Raw genomic sequence first — 16,422 nt, forward strand, 5'->3', positions numbered from 1 at the left:
GAAAAGCCACATGCAGGACCTAACTGCAACCGGCGGCGTCGCCGGGCCGGGCCGCATCGGACGGGTCGCGATCGGTGACCTCCTGAAACGCGCCGCGAGGCGGTTTCCCGATCGCATTGCGCTGACCGACGGCGATCGCCGCGTCACCTTCACGGAGTTGGAGCGCGATGCCAACCGCTTCGCCAACTACCTCGTGCAACGCGGGCTGAAGCCGGGCGAGAAGATCTCGACCATCTGCAACAACTCGGTCGAGTTCGTCAAAGCGCTGTTCGGCATCCATCGCGCCGGCCTGGTCTGGGTGCCGATCAACACCATGCTCGGTCCGACGGACATGGACTACATCCTCGGCCATGCCGAGGTGCGCTTTGCCATCATCGATGACAATCTCCACGCCCAGGCCGACCGGCGCGCTGCGCTGGAGGCACGCGGCATGGAGATGATCGCGATCGACCTGACCGGCAACGTCGCAAAGACCGGTCTGCAAGAATTCAATGGTCTGCTGCAGGGCCAGTCCGACATCGAACCGGAGATCGAGATCAACGACCGCGATCTCGCGATGATCATCTACACCTCGGGCACGACCTCGCGGCCGAAGGGCGCGATGCATTGTCATCTCGCCGTTGTCATGGCCGTGATGAGCAACTGCATCGAGATGCAGCTCTCCCGCGACGACGGGATTACCGGGCAATTCCCGTTGTTCCATTGCGCCGGCCATGTGCTGCTGCTCAGCTATCTTTCGGTCGGCGGCTGCATGGCGCTGATGCGCGGCTTCGACCCCGTCGCCTGCATGGAGGCGATCGTGCGCGACAAGCTCACCGTGTTCGTCGGGCTGTCGCTGATGTATCAGGCGATCCTCGACCATCCGCGCCGGCGCGATTATGATCTTTCGGGCCTACGCTGCTGCATCTATACCATGGCGCCGATGGGCAAGCCGCTGCTCGAACGCGCCATCGCCGATCTCTGCCCGAACTTCGTGCTGTCGAGCGGTCAGACCGAAATGTATCCGGCCACCACAATGTCACGGCCGGACGTGCAGCTCAACCGTTTCGGCAATTACTGGGGCGAGTCGCTGATCGTCAACGAGACCGCGATCATGGACGACAATGGCAACCTGTTGCCGCGTGGCGAGCTCGGCGAGCTGGTGCACCGGGGACCCAACGTGATGATGGGCTACTACAAGGACCCGAAGGCGACCGAGGAGGCACGCAAGTTCGGCTGGCATCATACCGGCGATCTCGCCTTGATCGACCAGAATGGTGAGGTGCTGTTCCTTGACCGCAAGAAGGACATGATCAAGTCGGGCGGCGAAAACGTCGCCTCGGTCAAGATCGAGGAGACGCTGCTGGCCCATCCCGCCGTGCAGAACGCCGCCGTCGTCGGGCTGCCGCATCCGCAATGGGGCGAGGCGGTTTCGGCCTTCGTCAAGCTGAAGCCGGGCGCGGTGGCCGACGAAGCCGGGATCGAGGCGCATTGTCGAAAGCATCTCGGCGGCTTCCAGGTGCCGAAGTTGGTGCGTATCCTCGAGGAGATGCCGATGACCGCGACCGGCAAGCTGCGCAAGGTCGAACTGCGGCAGAAGTACAGCGAGTATTTTTCGGAGCGCGCCTAGTGGCTACCATCGAGAACACCATCGCAACCGGCGGCGCGGCCTTCCAGACCAACCGCGACGGCATGCTTGCGTTGATCGCGCGGATGCGTGCGCTGGAGGAGCGCACCCGTGCCGCTTCGGCGGCGGCAAAGGACCGCTTCCACAGTCGCGGGCAGCTACTGCCGCGCGAGCGCGTCGCGCTGGTGCTCGATCCTGGCTCGCCGTTCCTCGAATTGTCGACGCTCGCCGGCTACATGTTCGATGTGCCCGATGCCGACAAGAGCGTGCCCGGCGGCGGCCTGATCGCCGGCATCGGCTTTGTCTCCGGCATCCGCTGCATGGTCAGCGCCAATGATGCCGGCATCGATGCCGGCGCGCTGCAGCCTTACGGCCTCGACAAGACGCTGCGGGTGCAGGAACTCGCACTGGAGAACAAGCTGCCCTATGTGCAGCTCGTCGAGAGCGCCGGCGCCAATCTGCTACGTTACCGCGTCGAGGACTTTGTCCGCGGCGGCAATATCTTCCGCAATCTGGCGCGGCTGTCGGCGGCGGGGCTTCCCGTCGTCACCGTCACCCACGGCTCCTCGACGGCCGGCGGCGCCTACCAGACCGGCCTCTCCGACTACATCGTGATGGTGCGCGGGCGCACCCGCGCCTTCCTCGCCGGGCCGCCTTTGCTCAAGGCCGCCACCGGTGAGATCGCAACCGAGGAGGAACTCGGCGGCGCCGAGATGCACACCTCGATCTCGGGCCTCGGCGACTATCTTGCCGAAGACGATCGCGATGCGCTTCGTATCGCGCGCGACATCATGGGCAAGCTGCCATGGGACCGTCCGCATTCCGCGCCGGCCGCGTTCAAGCCGCCGCGCTATGACGCGGAGGAGCTGCTCGGCATCATGCCGATGGACCACAAGCGTCCCGTCGACATGCGCCAGGCGATCGCACGTTTCATCGACGATTCCGACTTCACCGAATTCGGCGCGAATTACGGCCCGGCGACGGTTTGCGGTCATGCCCGTATCGAGGGCCACGCCATCGGCATCATCACCAACAACGGTCCGCTCGACGTGCCCGGCGCCAACAAGGCGACGCATTTCATCCAGGCCTGTTGCCAGTCGCGCACGCCGATCCTCTATATGAACAACACGACCGGCTACATGGTGGGCAAAGCCTATGAAGAGGCCGGCATGATCAAGCACGGCTCGAAGATGATCCAGGCGGTGACGTCGGCGACGGTGCCGCAGATCACGCTCTATTGCGGCGCTTCCTTCGGCGCCGGCAATTACGGCATGTGCGGCCGCGGCTTCCACCCGCGCTTCTGCTTCTCCTGGCCCAACGCCAAGACCGCCGTGATGGGCGGCGAGCAGGCCGCCGAGACCATGGCGATCGTCACCGAGGCCGCCGCCGCGCGGCGCGGCAAGCCGATCGAGAAGGAGAAGCTTGACGCGATGAAGGCGCAGATCACGGGTGTGTTCGATAGCCAGATGGATGTATTCTCGACCAGCGCGCGCGTGCTCGACGATGGTGTGATCGATCCTCGCGACACCCGCAGCGTCCTCGCGGAGGTGCTGGCGATCTGTCGCGAGGCGGAGGCGCGCAACCCGCAGCGCATGCAGTTCTCGGTGGCGCGGCCATGAGCGGTGCAGCAGTGAAGCGGACGCCGTTCTTCAAGATTCTGATCGCCAATCGTGGCGAGATCGCGCTGCGCATCATGCGCACCGCGCGACGGCTCGGCTACGGCGTGGTCGCGGTCTATTCCGATGCCGATCGCGATGCCCTGCATGTGCGCGAAGCCGACCAGGCGGTGCGGATCGGCGAGGCGCTGCCGACGCAGTCATATCTGAAGATCGATGCGATCATCGCCGCCGCGAAGGCGAGCGGGGCCAGTGCCGTGCATCCAGGTTACGGCTTTCTCGCCGAGAATGAGGATTTCGCGCAGGCCTGCCGTGACGCCGGGCTCGTCTTCATCGGCCCGTCGCCGGACGCGATCCGCGCGATGGGCAACAAGGCCGGCGCCAAGGCGATTATGCGAGAGGCCGGCGTGCCCTGCGTGCCGGGCTATCAGGGTGCCGACCAGAGCGACGGCGTCATGCTGGCGGAAGCCAAGGCGATCGGCTTCCCTGTCATGATCAAGGCGGTCGCCGGCGGCGGCGGGCGCGGCATGCGGCTGGTGGCGGATGCTGCTTCGTTTCCGGATGCGCTGCGCAGCGCGCGCTCGGAGGCGCAGGGCGCGTTCGGCGATCCGACGGTGATCCTGGAGCGTGCGATCGTCGATCCGCGCCACATCGAGATCCAGGTGTTCGGTGACCGCTATGGCAACGCGATCCATCTCGGTGAGCGCGATTGCTCGGTGCAGCGGCGGCACCAGAAGCTGATCGAGGAGGCGCCGTCGCCGGCGGTGACGCCGGAGCGGCGCGCGCGGATGGGCGCGGTCGCCGTGCAGGCGGTGAAGGCGATCGGCTATGAAGGCGCGGGCACGCTGGAGTTCCTGCTCGACCGCGACGGCAATTTCTATTTCATGGAGATGAACACGCGGCTGCAGGTCGAGCATCCCGTCACCGAGGCGATCACCGGGCTTGATCTGGTCGAGCTGCAGCTTCGCATCGCGCGTGGTGAGCCGCTCGGCTTGGCGCAGGAGGACATCGCCTTCGCCGGCCACGCCATCGAGGTGCGGCTCTGCTCGGAGGATGTCGGGCACGATTTCATGCCGCAATCCGGCACGATGGCTTTGTGGCGGATGCCGGACGATGTTCGCGTCGAGCACGCATTGCAGTCGGGCGCCGAGATCCCGCCATTCTACGATTCGATGATCGCGAAGGTCATCAGCCACGGCGCGACCCGTGACGAGGCGCGGGGCAAGTTGATCTGTGCACTGGAGCAGGTCGCGGCTTTCGGCGTCACCACCAACCAGGGCTTCCTGATCGATTGCCTGCGTCATCCGGTCTTTGCCAGGGGCGAGGCGACCACGGCCTTCATCGCTCAGAACCGCGATGTGTTGCTGGCGCTGCGGACCGACCGGGCCAGCGACGTCGCGCTCGCGGCGCTGCTGCTCTACGTCACCAACCCTCACGCGCCGCCCTGGCAGCGCGGCCGGTCGCTCGCTGCGACATTCCCGCTCGGCTTGCGGATCGACCTTGGCCATGGGGTGCAGGAGGTCGAGATCACGCGCGAGCGCGACGGCAGCTATGTCGCGGTCCGCAATGGCGACCGCTTCGGTCTCGAGATCGACGAGCTCGGGCCGAACAGCATCCGGTATCGCCGTAACGGGTTGATGGAATCGGCAAGGTTCCTGCGCGATGGCGATCGGCTCTGTGTCCTGCATCGCGGCGTCACGTTGTTGGTCCGTGATCTCACGCTGGCGCCGCCGGAGAGTGCGGTGGCCACTGGCGGCGACGGCAAGGTCCGCGCCGCCATGAACGGCCGTGTCGTTTCGGTGCTGGTGAAGGCCGGCGACATAGTCGCGGCCGGCCAGCCCGTGATGACGCTGGAGGCGATGAAGATGGAGCATGTGCACACCGCTAGTGTTGCGGGCACGGTGTCGTCGATCGATGTCGCCGAGGGCGAGCAGGTGACGACGGGGAAGATTGTGGTGGAGATAGAGGCGGACAAGCAAGCGGCCTAAATAGCGTCATTGCGAGGAGCTCGCGACAAAATTGCAAAGCAATTTTGCGCTGAAGCGACGAAGCAATCCAAGGCTCCGCATATGCCGCACGATGGATTGCTTCGCTTCGCTCGCAATGACGGTCACTGACTATCTTTACGTCCCGTCCCGTCATTCAGCCAGCACGCCACCTGGTGGCCGGTGCCGGCCTCCTTCAAGGCCGGACGCTCCGTCTTGCAGCGGTCGATGGCGAAGCGGCAGCGGGTGTGGAAGGCGCAGCCCGAGGGCGGATTGATCGGGCTCGGCACGTCGCCTTCGATCATGGGCGCCAGCCGCTTGGCCTTGGGATCGGCGATCGGCACCGAGGCGAGCAGCGCCTGGGTGTAGGGATGGCGCGGATTGGCGAACAGCTCATGCTTATCGGCAATCTCGACGATGCGGCCGAGATACATCACCGCGACGCGATGGCTGATATGGGCGACGACCGCGAGGTCGTGCGCGATGAACAGATAGGAGAAGTTCTGCTTGCGCTGCAGGTCGATCAACAGATTGATCACCTGCGCCTGGATCGAGACGTCGAGCGCCGAGACCGGCTCGTCGCAGACGATCAGGCGCGGACCGAGCGAGAGCGCCCGCGCGATGCAGATGCGCTGGCGCTGGCCACCGGAGAACTGATGCGGAAAGTTCTTCATCTGGTCGGGCCTGAGGCCCACCTGCTGGAACAATTCCGCGACGCGGTCCTGCTTTTTCTTTCCTGTCGCGAGGCCGTGCACGGTCAAGGGCTCGCCGACGATGTCGCCCGCCGTCATGCGCGGGTTGAGGGAAGCAAACGGATCCTGGAACACGATCTGCATCGAGCGGCGATAGGGCCGCAGCGCCGTCTTGCTGAGCGGCGCGATGTCCTCGCCATCGAGCTTGATCGCGCCGCTGGTCGGCTCGACCAGCCGCAGCACCGTGCGCGCCACGGTCGACTTGCCGCAGCCGGATTCGCCGACCAGGCCGAGCGTCTCACCCGCGCCAAGCGAGAAGCTGACGCCGTCGACCGCATGCACGGTGCCGACCTGCCGGCGCAAGACGCCGCCGCGCACCGCGTAGTGCTTGATGAGGTCGGTGACTTCCAGGAGCGGACGCTGCTCGGTCATGACGCCTCCGCCATCTCGCCGGCGCGCCAGCACGCCGCCCAGTGATTGGGTCGGACCTCCTCGAGCGGCGGATAGGCCTGGCGGCAACGGTCGACCGCGAGCTTGCAGCGCGGCGCGAAGGCGCACCCGGGCGGCAGCTTGGTCAGCGACGGGACCATGCCGGGGATTTCGACCAGCCGCGCCTCGGCCTTGGCGTCGGACGAGGGCACCGCGGGGATCGAGGCCATCAGTCCGCGCGTATAGGGATGCAGCGGAGTCTCGAACAGCGCCTCGACGGTCGCTTCTTCGACCTTCTTGCCGGCATACATCACGATCACGCGCTGCGCGGTCTGCGCAACGACGCCGAGATCATGGGTGATCAGGATCAAGCCGGTGCCGAGCCGCTTCTGCAAGTCGACGATCAGGGCGAGGATCTGCGCCTGGATGGTGACGTCGAGCGCGGTGGTCGGCTCGTCCGCGATCAGCAGCGCCGGCCGGCAGGCGAGCGCCATCGCGATCATCGCGCGCTGGCGCATGCCGCCGGAGAGCTGGTGCGGATATTCCTGCGCGCGGCGCTCGGGCTCGGGGATGCGTACCAGCCGCAGCATGTCGACCGCCTGCTTCCAGGCGTCCTTGCTGCTGACCTTCTGGTGCAGGCGCACGGCCTCGATGATCTGGTCGCCGATCCGCATCACCGGATTGAGCGAGGTCATCGGCTCCTGGAAGATCATGGAGATCCGATTGCCCCTGACGTCGCGCATCGCGGCCTCGTCGAGGGTCAAGAGGTCGGTGCCTTCCAGCGTCACCGAGCCGCCGATGATGCGGCCGGGCGGGTCGGGCACCAGGCGCATGATCGACAGCGCGCTGACGCTCTTGCCGCAGCCGGACTCGCCGACGATCGCCAAGGTCTCGCCGCGGCGGACCGAGAACGAGACGTCGTCGACCGCGCGGAACAGCCCGGAGTTGGTGAAGAACACCGTCTGCAGGTTCTTTACGTCGAGAACCGTCTCTGTCGCCATTAGCTCGCTCATCAGCCGCGCTGCCTCGGATCGAGGATGTCGCGCAGTGCATCGCCGAACAAATTGGTGCCGAACACCGCGAGGCTGATCGCAATGCCGGGGAAGATCACAAGCCATGGCGCGGTGCGGACATATTCGGCGGCGGATTCCGACAGCATGCGGCCCCAGGATGGATAGGGCTCGGGAATGCCGAGCCCTAGGAATGACAGCGACGCCTCGGTGAGAATGGTTGAGCCGAGCTGGGCGGTGGCGAGCACGATCAGCGGGGCGATGGTGTTCGGCAGCACGTGGCGCAGCGCGATCCGCATCTCGCTCATGCCGATCGACTTGGCGGCTTCGACGAAGGGCTGCTCGCGCAGCGCCAGCGTGTTGGCGCGGATCACGCGGGCGACGGTAGGAATCAGCGGGATCGCGATCGCCAGGATCACGTTCGGCAGCGACGGGCCCAGCGCCGCGGTCATGACAAGCGCGAGCACCAGGAGCGGCAGCGATTGCAGGATGTCGGTGACGCGCTGGAACACAAGATCGACCCAGCCGGAGAGATAGCCGGAGGCAAGGCCAACCATCACGCCGAGCGACGCGCCCAGCGCCGTGGAGCCGATGCCGACCGCAAGCGAGATCCGCGCACCGTGGATGATCCGGCTCCAGACGTCGCGGCCGAAGGAGTCGGTGCCGAACCAGTGCAGCGCGGAGGGCGCGGCGAGACGGTGCGCGGAATCGACGCTGAGCGGGTCGTAGCGGGAGATCACGTCGGCGAAGAGCGCCATCCACACGAACATCAGCATGATGGCGAGACCGATCGTGCCGAGCATGTAGCGCTGGGCGAGGAAGGCGAGCCGGCGCCAGCCGCCGGTGGCGTTGGCCCCGGCGCGTCGCAGTTCGGCTTCGAAGTTGATTGTCGCCACGGGTTAATCTCCGAACCGGATGCGCGGGTCGATCGCGGCATAGAGCATGTCGACGATGAAATTCACCACCACCACCACGACGGCGATGAACATCACGAGGTTCTGCACGATCGGATAGTCGCGCCAGCGCAGCGCCTCGACCAGGAAGCGGGCGATGCCGGGGATGTTGAATACGGTCTCGGTGACGATCAGGCCGCCGATCAGGAACGCGGCCTCGATGCCGATCACGGTGATGACCGGCAGCACCGCGTTCTTCAGTGCGTGGTGGTAGTTGACGGAAGCTTCCGAGGCGCCCTTGGCGCGCGCGGTGCGGATGTAATCCTGGCGCAGGATCTCCAGCATCGAGGATCGCGTGATGCGCATGGTCAGCGCTGCGCTGCGGAAGCCGACCGCCATCGCCGGCACGGCATAGATGGTGAACGCCTCGAGCCAGGTCTTCGGATTCGGATTGAAGATCGGCATGGTGCCGAACATCGAGACAGAGGCCATCAGGATCAGCAGGCCGAGCCAGAACGCCGGCAGCGACAGGCCGCTCAGGCTGACGACGCGCAGCACATAGTCGAGCCGCGAGCCCTGGTGCACGGCGCTGATGACGCCGAGCGGGATGCCGATCGCCGCCGAGAACAACAGCGCCAACCCGGCAAGCCGCGCCGTGATCGGGATCCGCGGCAGGATCTCTTCCAGCGCGGGCTTTTCCGAGACATAGGAATAACCGAGGTCGCCGTGCAGCAAGCCGCCGATCCAGTGCAGATACTGGATCACGATCGGCTGGCTCAGGCCGAGCTCCCGCTCGATACTGGCCTTGTCGGCCGGATCGACGAAGCCCGCGGCGTCGAACAGGATGTCGACGATGTTACCGGGCACCACCCGCAGCAGCACGAAGATGATGACCGAGATCCCGAACAGGGTCACGAGCATGAGGAACAGGCGTCGGATGACATAGGCAAACACCCTGGCTCTCTCCTTTCGTCGCCGACACGTTACAGGATGATGTTTGCTTGAATTGATACGGGCGAGGTCTCGACCTCTCCCATTGGGAGAGGTGCAACGTGTCGCACGCCAGGCCGACCAATTCTCATCTCATCTGTGCCTTCGCTCACTTGTCCAGCCAGACGTCTTCGTAACGATAGCCGTTATAGGAGCTGTTGGACATGATCGTGATATTCTTCACGTAAGGCTGCCAGCAGGTGCCGGTCCGCGCGTGGAAGATGATCGGACGCGCGACGTCCTCCTGCAGCTTCTTGTCGATCTCCCAGACCAGTTTCTTGCGCTTGTTGATATCGGTCTCGGCCGACTGCTGGTCGAACAGCTTCTCGATGTCCTTGTTGCAGTAGTTGGTGTAGTTCCGCTCCGAGCCGCAGGCATAGTTCTCGTAGAAGGATTGATCGGGGTCGTCGACGGCATTGCCGGTCAGATTGAGCCCGAGCGAGTAATCCTTGCGCGCGACCTTCGGGAACCACTGCGCGGTGTCGACGACGTCGAGTTCGGCGTCGATATAGATGCTCTTGAGCTGGTCGATCAGGATGATGGCGGGATCGCGATAGACCGCGATGTTGCGCGTCGATACCTTGATCTGCAGGTGCTTGTCGGGGCCATAGCCCGCCTTCTGCATCAGCTTGCGCGCTTCCTCGCGGTTCTTCTCGACGTCGGGGCCGTAGCCGGGAATCGACTCCAGCATGTCCTTCGGCATCGCCCACAGCCCTGCCGGGGCCGGCTCCATGGTGCCGCCGATGTCGCCCTGCCCCTCGAACATGATCTGGATGAAGGCCTTGCGGTCGAGCGCGAGCGCCAGGGCGCGGCGGATGTCGATATTGTCGAACGGCGGCGCGCTCGAGTTGACGATGATGTTGGTGGAGACGTTGTTCGGTTCCACGACACACACCGCTTTGGGATCCTGCGACTTGACGTCCTTCAGCAGCGGGATCGACACTTCGGTCGGAAAGGTCATGTCGAACCTGCCGGAGACGAAGCCGAGAATCGCGGTCGAGCGGTTCGGAATGATGGTGAACTCGATGCCGTCGAGATAGGGCAGGCCCTTCTTGAAGTAATCCGGGTTCTTGACGAGTTTGATCGACTCGTTGGCCTTGAACTCGACGAACTTGAAGGGCCCGGTGCCGATTGGCTTGGTCCGCATCTCCGCCGGCGAGACGTGGCAGGGATAGATCGGCGTGTAGCCGGAGGCGAGCAGCGACAACAGCGCCGGCTGCGGCCGCTTCAGGTTGAACGAGGCCTCATAGTCGCCGTTGGTGGTGACGTCGTTGACCTGCTGGTACCAGGTCTTGCGCGGGTTCTGCCGGAACTTCTGCGGCGACTTGCCCATCAGCATGTCGAAGGTGCATTTGACGTCGGCCGAGGTGAACGGCTTGCCGTCGTGCCACTTCACATCCTTGCGCAGCTTGAAGGTCAGCGTCTTGTTGTCGGCGCTCCAGGCCCAGCTCTCCGCGAGTTCGGGCCGGATGGTGGCGACGCTGTTCTGCGCGATGTGCTGATCGAAGATGACGAGATTGTTGAAGATCGGCATGAACGGCACGTTGATCGAGTAGGTCGCGCCTTCGTGGATCGAGGCGCTGCCGGGGCTGTCGCGATGATAAATCCTGAGAATGCCGCCTGATTTCGGCTCGCCGGCCGCGAATGAAACGTCGCTGATTGCCAGAACAGACAACACCGCGACGGCCAGCGCTTGCACGCTCCGCATGGTCCCCTCCACAAATTTCGGTCTCAATGGCCGATTGGCATTGACGATACCATGGTGAGGCTGTCGGGCAACCGGCGAGGATCGTGCGGGGATTGGCAATTCGGATGACGCCCTGACATTAAAATTTCCATGGGCCGGGATTGTTGGTGCCGACGCACCGCGTTTGCAGCTTGTTTTGCTCTGCAGCGATGAATTTCCTCTCGGTTCCGACGCAGCGCGTCGCTGCGCGTTGAACAATGTCGCATGCGATCAGCGACAGTTTGTCGCCGATATTGCCTATCCAGCGAACTCCCAACTGTCCCCGTCATCCCCGCGCAACGGCAAAGCCGCTGCGCGGGGATGACGGGGAAGCTGCATCTCCTCACTCCGCCGCCTGCGACGTCGGCAGGCGCATACCGGGCACGCCGTCCGCGTCGGTCGCCGAGATCGTGGTGCGGATCATCAGCCGGCCCTCATGCGCCGGCCACGGACGGCCGCGATGCATGGTGGCGCGATTGTCCCACATCACGACGTCGCCCTGCTTCCATTGATGCAGATAGCTGACACCGGGCGCGGTCGCGGCTTCCGTCAACTGCTCGATCAGCGCTTTGCCGGCTTCGGCGTCCATGCCTTCGACGCCATAGGCATGGGACGCGAGGTAGAGCGCGCCGCGGCCATTGACGGGGTTACGCCAGACCATGCGCCAGCACACCGGCGGCAGCGCGTCCACCTCCTCCGAGGTCGCCAGCCCCGCCGCCACCTTGCCGCGCGAATGCGCATAGGAATGCCAGGCGAAGGAGTTTTCCAGCCGCTTCGCGAGGTCCTTGTCGAGCCGCTCGAACGCCAGCCGGGTGGAGACAAATTCGGTCTCGCCGCCATGCTCGGGAATGATGCGCGCCGACAGGATCGAGGTCAGCGCCGGCACGCGCTTGAACGAGGAGTCGGTGTGCCAGAGCTGGTTGGCCTTGGCGCGCAACTGTTGCCGGTGATCCGCCGGCACCACCTTGCCGTCGGGGCCGAAGGTCGAGAGGATCACGAAGTGCGAGCCGGTGCCCATCGAGCCGACTTTCGTCACCTCGGGCGGGCCGAAGCGGCGGGAGAACCCGAGCTGGATGTCGTCATTGACCTCCTGGCCGCGGAACACCAGCACCGAGTGTTCCTCGAACGCCGCGCGCACCGCCGCATAGGCGGCATCACTGCTCGCGACGTCGGCGAGCGTGACGCCGCGCAGCTCGGCGCCGAAGCCGGACTCCAGAGGGATCACGTCCATCGGCAAATCCTCCCTTTTTGTTTTTGTATCGCGAGCCTAGGGGAAAGGCCCGGGCCCGGCAATGCGCGCACCGGTCGGGTCTGGCTTGCAGCAGGCATCGTGTCGCCTTCCGGCCGGTAATGCCTCCGCCGGGACATCGCCGTGCATCTCACCCCATCGCGATCAAATTGTGCCGCTTGCGCCGGTCGGCGACCTCGATGCGATGGGTGATGAATGCGAACAGCGCCCAGCTGGAATGGAACGCGATGCCGGCCAGCACGACCAGGGTTCCGGGAATCGGGCCGATCGAGGCGCGATCCCAGATCTCGCTCATCGCAGTGAGCGGTGAGGGGTGGATCGCCAGCTTGCCGTAATAGGCGATGGCCTGGATCGCGAAGATCCAGGCATAGGTCCGTCGCAACCGCCGGCCGATCGCGCGAGCATAGCTGATGTGGTACCTCGGATTGCGGTAGTCGTTGGCCAGCAGCTCGGTCCAGTGCGAGTTCGGCGAGGGACCCTCGCCCCGGATCATGGGCGCGTAGAAATCGGTTTCGAGCAACCGCGCACGGGCGCGCCAGACGTTGAAGTAGCGGTACCGGCGCGCCTCGAACAGCAGGAAGACGGTGACCAGCAGGCCGACCAGCACCATCGGCAAGGGTGACGCCTCCGCGCTGCTGTAGGTCGCCGACAGCGCGATCCCGGTGGTGACCACCGCCCAGTTGGTCGAGCTGTCGAGGCGGGAACGCCAGACCGTGCTGCGGTAGACCTCGCCGCGATAGAGGTGGGCGAGCGCGCCGATCTCGGCGGCGGTGAATTCGAGCCTTCCGGCCTGTAACGGCTCCGGCTCGCGCGGCTGGGGCGACGGCATGGCGGCCTCCGGCGAAGCTGGCTTGCGATTGCAGACCATAGCGCGAAATGCGCGCGACGGGCGAGTCCGTTGCGCGCTGTGACATCGCCGCCCGCATCGGTCCAGCCCGCGGCGCCGTCCGGGTCACACGATCCGTGAGGTCTTGTTGCCCCAGTAGCGGTCGCGCAGCAGGCGCTTGTAGAGCTTGCCGGTCGGCAGCCGCGGCAGCTCGGCCTCGAAATCGACCGAGCGCGGCACCTTCTGCCGCGACAGCGATTTGGCGCAGAACGCGATCAGCTCCTCCGCCAAGTCCGGTCCGGGCGCGATGCCCTCGATCGGCTGCACCACCGCCTTCACCTCCTCACCGAGATCGATATTGGGTACGCCGAACACGGCTGCGTCGGCGACCTTGGGATGGGTGATCAGCAGGTTCTCGCATTCCTGCGGATAGATGTTCACCCCGCCTGAGATGATCATGAAGGTGGCGCGATCGGTGAGATAGAGGAAGTTGTCGTCGTCGACATAGCCGACGTCGCCGACCGTGCTCATGCTGCCGTCCGCCGAACGTGCCTCCGCTGTCTTGGCGGGATCGTTGAAATATTCGAACGGTGTCGCCGTCTTGAACCATACGGTGCCGGCCGTGCCCTTCGGGCAGGGCTTCATGTTCTCGTCGAGGATATGGAGGTCGCCGAGCAGCACCTTGCCGACGGTGCCGCGATGCGCGAGCCACTCCTCGCTGTTGCAGGCGGTGAAGCCGAGGCCTTCGGTGGCGCCGTAATATTCGTGGATGATCGGGCCCCACCATTTGATCATGTCGTCCTTCACCAGCGCCGGGCAGGGCGCGGCGGCATGGATCGCGACCTCCAGCGACGACAGGTCGTAGCGGCGGCGGACCTCCTCGGGCAGCTTCAGCATCCGCGAGAACATGGTCGGCACGAGCTGGCTGTGGGTGATGCCCCATGTCTCGACCAACTCGAGGTAACGCTCCGGATCGAAGCTTTCCATGATGACGGCGGTGCCGCCCATGCGGATGGTGAGATTGACCGCCGCTTGAGGTGCCGAGTGATAGAGCGGCGCCGGCGACAGATAGACCATGCCTTCGCGGTAGTGCCAGAGCTTGATCAGAAAATCGAACAGCGGCAGGTTCTGCGACGGCGGCTGCTCCGGGAGCGGCCGCAGGATGCCCTTCGGCCGGCCGGTGGTGCCGGAGGAATAAAGCATCGCCGTTCCCGCATATTCGTCCGCGATCGGAGTGATCGGCAGGCCGGCCGTGGCCTCCTGCAAGCCGACGATGCGGTCGCTTTCGCTCGGCCCGTCGACGACGATGCAGAACTCGACGTGCGGGCATTCCTTCAGCGCCTCGCGCGCGATGTCGAGCTTCAGCTTGGAGGTGATGAGGATGCGCGACTGGCTGTTGGTGAGGATGTAGGCAAGCTCGCCGGGGGTGAGGAAGGAATTGACGCAGGTGAAGTACAGGCCGGACCGCTCGCCCGCGCCGCAGGCCTCGAGGTAGCGGTTGTTGTTCTCCATGAAGATCGAGTAGTGATCGAGCCGCTTCAGGCCGCGGTTGCGGAACAGGTGCGCGAGGCGGTTGCTACGCGCCTCCAACTCGCGATAGGTGACGATCTCGCCGGTCCCGGCCATGATGAAGGCGGGTTGCAGCGGGCGCAGATAAGCATGCTTGCCGGTGTACATCGAACTCCGTTTCCCCCGTGATGCTCCAGATTCTTGTTTTGACGCGTTTTCTTCGCGCGAACCGGTGTCCACTCCGCTCGAAAACGCGCTAGGCGGCCATCACCAGAATCTCGCGGACTTGGGACGGATCGTCGATCTTGCGCGGATTGCGCGGCACCCAGGGTGTCCGCATCGCCTGCGCCGCGATGCGGTCGAAATGTTCGGGGCCGACATGCACCTCACGCAGGCTGCGCGGCATACCGAGGTCGCGGATGAATCGGTCGAGCACGTCGCCGGCGTCCTCGCCCGGATGGCCCATGGCGGCTGCGACCAGCGCCTGGCGGCCGGCGTTGTCGCGCTTGTTCCAGCGCATCACCGCCGGCAGCATCACGCAGGACGTGTAGCCGTGCGGGACGTCATGCTCGGCGCCGAGCACGTAGCCGATGCCGTGGCTCGCGCCCATCGGCACGCCGGAGGCGAGCGGGCCGGTCGAGAGCCAGGTGCCGATCTGGCAATCCATCCGCGCGTCGATGTCCTTCGGATCGGCCTTCACCCGCGGCAGGCCGTGGGCCAGCATTTCGAGGCCCTTGATCGCCTGCGCATCGCCGTGAGGATGCGCCTCGCGCGAGCAGATGCCCTCGACGCAATGATCGACCGCGCGGATGCCGGTCGACAGGAACAGCCAGTCCGGCGTGTGCACCGACAGTTCGGGATCGAGGATGGTGGCGCGCGGCATCACCAATGGATGGTGCAGCATCTCCTTTTGCCGTTTGGCCTCGTTGGTGACGCCGGCGATCGAGGAGAACTCGCCGCCGGCGAGCGTGGTCGGCACGCTGATCTGGCGCACGGTCGGCGCCTCCATCTCGGGCGAAACGCCGCCGCGGGTGCGGATACCGTCGATGCCGTCCGACGTGGTGACGTTGTTGGCGAGGCAAAGCTGCACCGCCTTGGCGCCGTCGGTGATCGAGCCGCCGCCGACGGTGACGATCAGGTCGGCCCTCGCGGCGCGGGCCTGCCCGGTCGCTGCGATCACGGCGGCGCGCGGCGTGTGCGCCGGCATCTTGTCGAAGACGCCGACGCAGCGCGATCCCAGCGCGTTCCGGATCTTCTCGATCTCGTCGGTTTCGCGGTTCAGCGTGCCCGACACCATCAGGAAGCCGCGCTGCGCGCCAAGCCGGTCCAACTGCTCGACGATGGCCTCACGGGCCGGGCGCCCGAAGACCACCTCGTCCATGGCGCCGAATACGACACGGCCTCGATGCACGCGCCTGTCCTCCCTCGATGCGCCGCCCTTGTTGGCGGCTGTTGGCAGCAGGTTAGCGGAGGAAATTGCGATCGTCATCAGGGACTGCTGCTGGGCGTCGTGGGCTCGTGCTGTTCCCCGTGACTCACGAATCCGCATTCTCGCGGCGCGATGCGTCCGAGTCTTGCGTTTACTTGTCGCTCCGGTTGCGGGGGCTTGCGTCGTCGGGCAACTCAATGCCAAGGCCTGCCGCCAGTGCGCGAAACGGCTTGAGGCGGTCGGCCGTCGCCGAACAGGTTGCTTGTCCCGGCACCGGCGGATCGCGGCATGATGGAGCAGTGATCCTGCCCATTCGGGTAGTGTCGTAAAGCGTTCAGAATGCGCCACTATTTTGCTTGATCCGGCCGCCATCTTGAACAGACTGGGGAGCAGTCACATCTGAGGCGTCCGCCGCGGCGACGTAGCGGCAATCCACTTTCGTCGAATCACAGCAATTTCATT

The 16,422-nt window shown here is 65.2% G+C and carries 12 protein-coding genes; 3 read left to right on the plus strand and 9 right to left on the minus strand.

Translation table 11 applies throughout. The features are described from left to right. The first annotated feature begins 10 nt into the window (after positions 1 to 10). The 3 genes from MTX23_RS02930 to MTX23_RS02940 are packed head-to-tail and all read left to right on the plus strand — an operon-like array spanning position 11 to position 5,210. On the plus strand, positions 11 to 1,609 hold the full coding sequence (locus tag MTX23_RS02930) for an AMP-binding protein (RefSeq protein ID WP_280975147.1): 1,599 nt from the start codon (positions 11 to 13) through the stop codon (positions 1,607 to 1,609). Then, positions 1,609 to 3,225, plus strand: a complete 1,617-nt coding sequence (locus tag MTX23_RS02935) for an acyl-CoA carboxylase subunit beta (protein ID WP_280975148.1) — start codon at positions 1,609 to 1,611, stop codon at positions 3,223 to 3,225. Before MTX23_RS02930 ends, MTX23_RS02935 begins: the two co-directional genes overlap by 1 nt. Beyond that, on the plus strand, positions 3,222 to 5,210 hold the full coding sequence (locus MTX23_RS02940; protein WP_280975149.1) for an acetyl-CoA carboxylase biotin carboxylase subunit: 1,989 nt from the start codon (positions 3,222 to 3,224) through the stop codon (positions 5,208 to 5,210). The genes MTX23_RS02935 and MTX23_RS02940 overlap by 4 nt, the downstream gene beginning before the upstream one ends. A 122-nt stretch (positions 5,211 to 5,332) precedes the next feature. Here MTX23_RS02940 and MTX23_RS02945 read toward each other — a convergent pair whose 3' ends face one another. The 9 genes from MTX23_RS02945 to MTX23_RS02985 all read right to left on the minus strand — a co-directional run bounded on the left by MTX23_RS02945 (position 5,333) and on the right by MTX23_RS02985 (position 15,942). After that, complete coding sequence (locus MTX23_RS02945; protein WP_280975150.1) at positions 5,333 to 6,331, minus strand: dipeptide ABC transporter ATP-binding protein; 999 nt, start codon at positions 6,329 to 6,331, stop codon at positions 5,333 to 5,335. Continuing rightward, positions 6,328 to 7,329 (minus strand): ABC transporter ATP-binding protein, encoded by a 1,002-nt coding sequence (locus MTX23_RS02950; protein ID WP_280975151.1) that lies wholly within the window; start codon positions 7,327 to 7,329, stop codon positions 6,328 to 6,330. Before MTX23_RS02950 ends, MTX23_RS02945 begins: the two co-directional genes overlap by 4 nt. 11 nt (positions 7,330 to 7,340) lie before the next feature. Then, positions 7,341 to 8,234, minus strand: a complete 894-nt coding sequence (locus MTX23_RS02955; RefSeq protein WP_280975152.1) for an ABC transporter permease — start codon at positions 8,232 to 8,234, stop codon at positions 7,341 to 7,343. 3 nt (positions 8,235 to 8,237) lie between these two features. Then, positions 8,238 to 9,185 carry an ABC transporter permease gene (locus MTX23_RS02960; protein WP_280975153.1) on the minus strand — a complete coding sequence of 316 codons (948 nt, stop codon included), beginning with the start codon at positions 9,183 to 9,185 and terminating at the stop codon, positions 8,238 to 8,240. Positions 9,186 to 9,330: 145 nt separating this feature from the next. Further along, entirely contained in the window at positions 9,331 to 10,929 is a 1,599-nt protein-coding gene (locus tag MTX23_RS02965) for an ABC transporter substrate-binding protein (RefSeq protein WP_280975154.1), read from the minus strand. A 361-nt stretch (positions 10,930 to 11,290) separates the two neighbouring features. After that, on the minus strand, positions 11,291 to 12,178 hold the full coding sequence (locus tag MTX23_RS02970) for a TauD/TfdA family dioxygenase (RefSeq protein WP_280975155.1): 888 nt from the start codon (positions 12,176 to 12,178) through the stop codon (positions 11,291 to 11,293). Between the two features lie 148 nt (positions 12,179 to 12,326). Continuing rightward, complete coding sequence (locus MTX23_RS02975; RefSeq protein WP_280975156.1) at positions 12,327 to 13,025, minus strand: DUF2270 domain-containing protein; 699 nt, start codon at positions 13,023 to 13,025, stop codon at positions 12,327 to 12,329. 123 nt (positions 13,026 to 13,148) lie between these two features. Beyond that, the gene (locus MTX23_RS02980; RefSeq protein WP_280975157.1) at positions 13,149 to 14,699 is read right to left on the minus strand and encodes an AMP-binding protein; all 1,551 of its coding nucleotides are present in this window, start codon (positions 14,697 to 14,699) and stop codon (positions 13,149 to 13,151) included. A gap of 88 nt (positions 14,700 to 14,787) precedes the next feature. After that, positions 14,788 to 15,942 carry an iron-containing alcohol dehydrogenase gene (locus MTX23_RS02985; protein WP_280978351.1) on the minus strand — a complete coding sequence of 385 codons (1,155 nt, stop codon included), beginning with the start codon at positions 15,940 to 15,942 and terminating at the stop codon, positions 14,788 to 14,790. Between the last annotated feature and the right edge of the window lie 480 nt (positions 15,943 to 16,422).

Origin of the sequence: Bradyrhizobium sp. ISRA436 (genome assembly GCF_029910015.1) — a bacterium.
In the GTDB taxonomy this organism is placed as follows: Bacteria; Pseudomonadota; Alphaproteobacteria; order Rhizobiales; family Xanthobacteraceae; genus Bradyrhizobium.